The 3,193-nt window shown below is 47.6% G+C and carries 2 rRNA genes; both read right to left on the bottom strand.

The features are described 5' to 3' along the window. Window positions 1-44: 44 nt before the first annotated feature. Window positions 45-154: ribosomal RNA gene (gene rrf / locus ACPDHL_RS16055) — 5S ribosomal RNA — on the bottom strand. A 118-nt stretch (window positions 155-272) separates the two neighbouring features. Continuing rightward, window positions 273-3,154, bottom strand: a 23S ribosomal RNA gene (locus ACPDHL_RS16050). Between the last annotated feature and the right edge of the window lie 39 nt (window positions 3,155-3,193).

Genomic DNA, 3,193 nt, shown 5'->3' with positions numbered 1-3,193 from the left:
TCCAAAAAAAAAGCCTGACTACTTGCGTAATCAGGCTTTCAAAAGAAGGGCGACGACATACTCTCCCACCATGTGGCAGTACCATCTGCGCTAGCGGGCTTAACTTCTCTGTTCGAAATGGGAAGAGGTGAGCCCCGCCGCAATAACCACCCTAAAGCGGTTGTTATAAATTCCATAAGGATCCTATAACTAATATTGTATATTATAACTAAACAAATACTTAATCTTAAACTTTAGAAAGTTGCCCTCCCTCTCAACTAAGAGAGGGAGATACACATAAGCTTACGGGCTATTAGTACTACTCGACTTTGACATTACTGCCTTTACATCTATAGCCTATCAACGTTGTCATCTTCAACGGCCCTTTAAAGAAATCTCATCTTGTGGTGGGTTTCGCACTTATATGCTTTCAGCGCTTATCCCTGCCCAACGTAGCTACTCTGCGATGCCCCTGGCGAGACAACAGATGCACTAGAGGTTGGTCCAATTCGGTCCTCTCGTACTAGAATCAGATCCACTCAAATTTCTAACGCCCACAGTAGATAGAGACCGAACTGTCTCACGACGTTCTGAACCCAGCTCGCGTGCCACTTTAATGGGCGAACAGCCCAACCCTTGGGACCTTCTCCAGCCCCAGGATGTGACGAGCCGACATCGAGGTGCCAAACCCCCCCGTCGATATGAGCTCTTGGGGGAGATCAGCCTGTTATCCCCGGCGTACCTTTTATCCTTTGAGCGATGGCCCTTCCATGCGGAACCACCGGATCACTATGCTCTACTTTCGTACCTGATCGACTTGTAAGTCTCCCAGTCAAGCTCCCTTATGCCATTGCACTCTACGCACGGTTACCAAGCGTGCTGAGGGAACCTTTAGAAGCCTCCGTTACTCTTTTGGAGGCGACCACCCCAGTCAAACTACCCACCAAGCAATGTCCTCTGCAACGCAGAGTTAGATCTCAAATAAGCAAAGGGTGGTATTTCAACAATGACTAACCTACGCCTGGCGACGCAGGATCGAAGTCTCCCACCTATCCTACACATCACTTATCCAAGAACAATACTAAGCTATAGTAAAGGTGCACAGGGTCTTTTCGTCCCACTGCGGGTAATCGGCATCTTCACCGATACTACAATTTCACCGAGCTCATGGCTGAGACAGTGTCCAGATCGTTACACCATTCGTGCAGGTCGGAACTTACCCGACAAGGAATTTCGCTACCTTAGGACCGTTATAGTTACGGCCGCCGTTTACTGGGGCTTCAATTCAATGCTTCTTCCCGAAAGAATAACATCTCCTCTTAACCTTCCAGCACCGGGCAGGTGTCAGGCCCTATACCTCATCTTACGATTTTGCAGAGCCCTGTGTTTTTGATAAACAGTCGCCTGGACCTTTTCACTGCGGCCAGCTTGCGCTGGCGACCTTTCTCCCGAAGTTACAGGTCTATTTTGCCTAGTTCCTTAGCCATGAATCTCTCGAGCGCCTTAGGATACTCTCCTCGACTACCTGTGTCGGTTTACGGTACGGGTACTAATAATCTAAGTTTAGAAGCTTTTCTTGACAGCCCTTAGGCACACTATCTCGTTGTTCGAAAACGCTGAGTACTATCGCATTTCTCCATCCCCTACGCATTTTACTATAAGGAATATAGGTACGTGCTTCAACGAACTATTCCGTCAGTTCGCGGTGCTTTCATCACTGTGTCACTCCATCACAATTATTAGTAGTACGGGAATATTAACCCGTTGGCCATCGACGTCCCCCTTCGGGTGTGCCTTAGGTCCCGACTAACCCTAAGCTGATTAGCATAGCTCAGGAAACCTTAGTCTTACGGCGGGGGTGTTTCTCGCACCCCTTATCGTTACTTATGCCTACATTTTCTTTTCTATAAACTCCACCATACCTCACAGTACAGCTTCTACGTCGATAGAATGCTCCCCTACCACTCACGTTTAAAACGTAAATCCATAGCTTCGGTAGTATACTTATGCCCGATTATTATCCATGCTCGATCGCTCGACTAGTGAGCTGTTACGCACTCTTTAAATGAATGGCTGCTTCCAAGCCAACATCCTAGCTGTCTGGGCAATCAAACCGCGTTTTTTCAACTTAGCATACATTTGGGGACCTTAGCTGATGGTCTGGGTTCTTTCCCTCTCGGACATGGACCTTAGCACCCATGCCCTCACTGATGATTATCATTAATTAGCATTCGGAGTTTGTCAGGAATTGGTAGGCGGTGAAGCCCCCGCATCCAATCAGTAGCTCTACCTCTAAGTAACTATGATCATCGCTGCACCTAAATGCATTTCGGGGAGTACGAGCTATTTCCGAGTTTGATTGGCCTTTCACCCCTACCCACAGGTCATCCGAAAACTTTTCAGCGTTAAACGGTTCGGTCCTCCATTTAGTGTTACCTAAACTTCAACCTGCCCATGGGTAGATCACACGGTTTCGCGTCTACCACTACTGACTAAAGCGCCCTATTAAGACTCGCTTTCGCTACGGATCCATGACTTAATCACTTATCCTCGCCAGCAACGGTAACTCGTAGGCTCATTATGCAAAAGGCACGCCGTCACCCCACAAAGGGGCTCCGACCGCTTGTAGGCGTATGGTTTCAGGTTCTATTTCACTCCGTTATTCACGGTTCTTTTCACCTTTCCCTCACGGTACTGGTTCACTATCGGTCTCTCAGGAGTATTTAGCCTTAGCGGATGGTCCCGCCAGTTTCAATCAGGGTTTCACGTGCCCCGACCTACTCAGGATACCACTATCCTTATCTTCTCTTACTTATACGGGACTATCACCCTCTTCGGTTTACCTTTCCAAGTAATTCTAATTCAATCCGCAAGAAATGTCGTGGTCCTACAACCCCAATATTGCCGTAACAACATTGGTTTGGGCTATTCCGCGTTCGCTCGCCACTACTAGCGGAATCACTTTTGTTTTCTTCTCCTCTGCCTACTTAGATGTTTCAGTTCAGCAGGTTCGCCTCCTATCGGATACTATGTCTTCAACATAGTGGGTTGCCCCATTCGGATATCTACGGATCAATTCGTGTGTGCCAATCCCCGTAGCTTTTCGCAGCTTATCACGTCCTTCTTCGCCTCTGAGAGCCTAGGCATTCCCCATACGCCCTTATTTTGCTTATGTGCTTACAATTCTTTCGAATCGTACTTTCTATAAATTTTT

It is taken from the genome of Myroides sp. C15-4 (assembly GCF_050522745.1).
Classification (GTDB): domain Bacteria; phylum Bacteroidota; class Bacteroidia; order Flavobacteriales; family Flavobacteriaceae; genus Flavobacterium.
The sequence above is the reverse complement of the archived record's forward strand: the minus strand, read 5'-3'. Positions and strand labels throughout refer to the sequence as shown.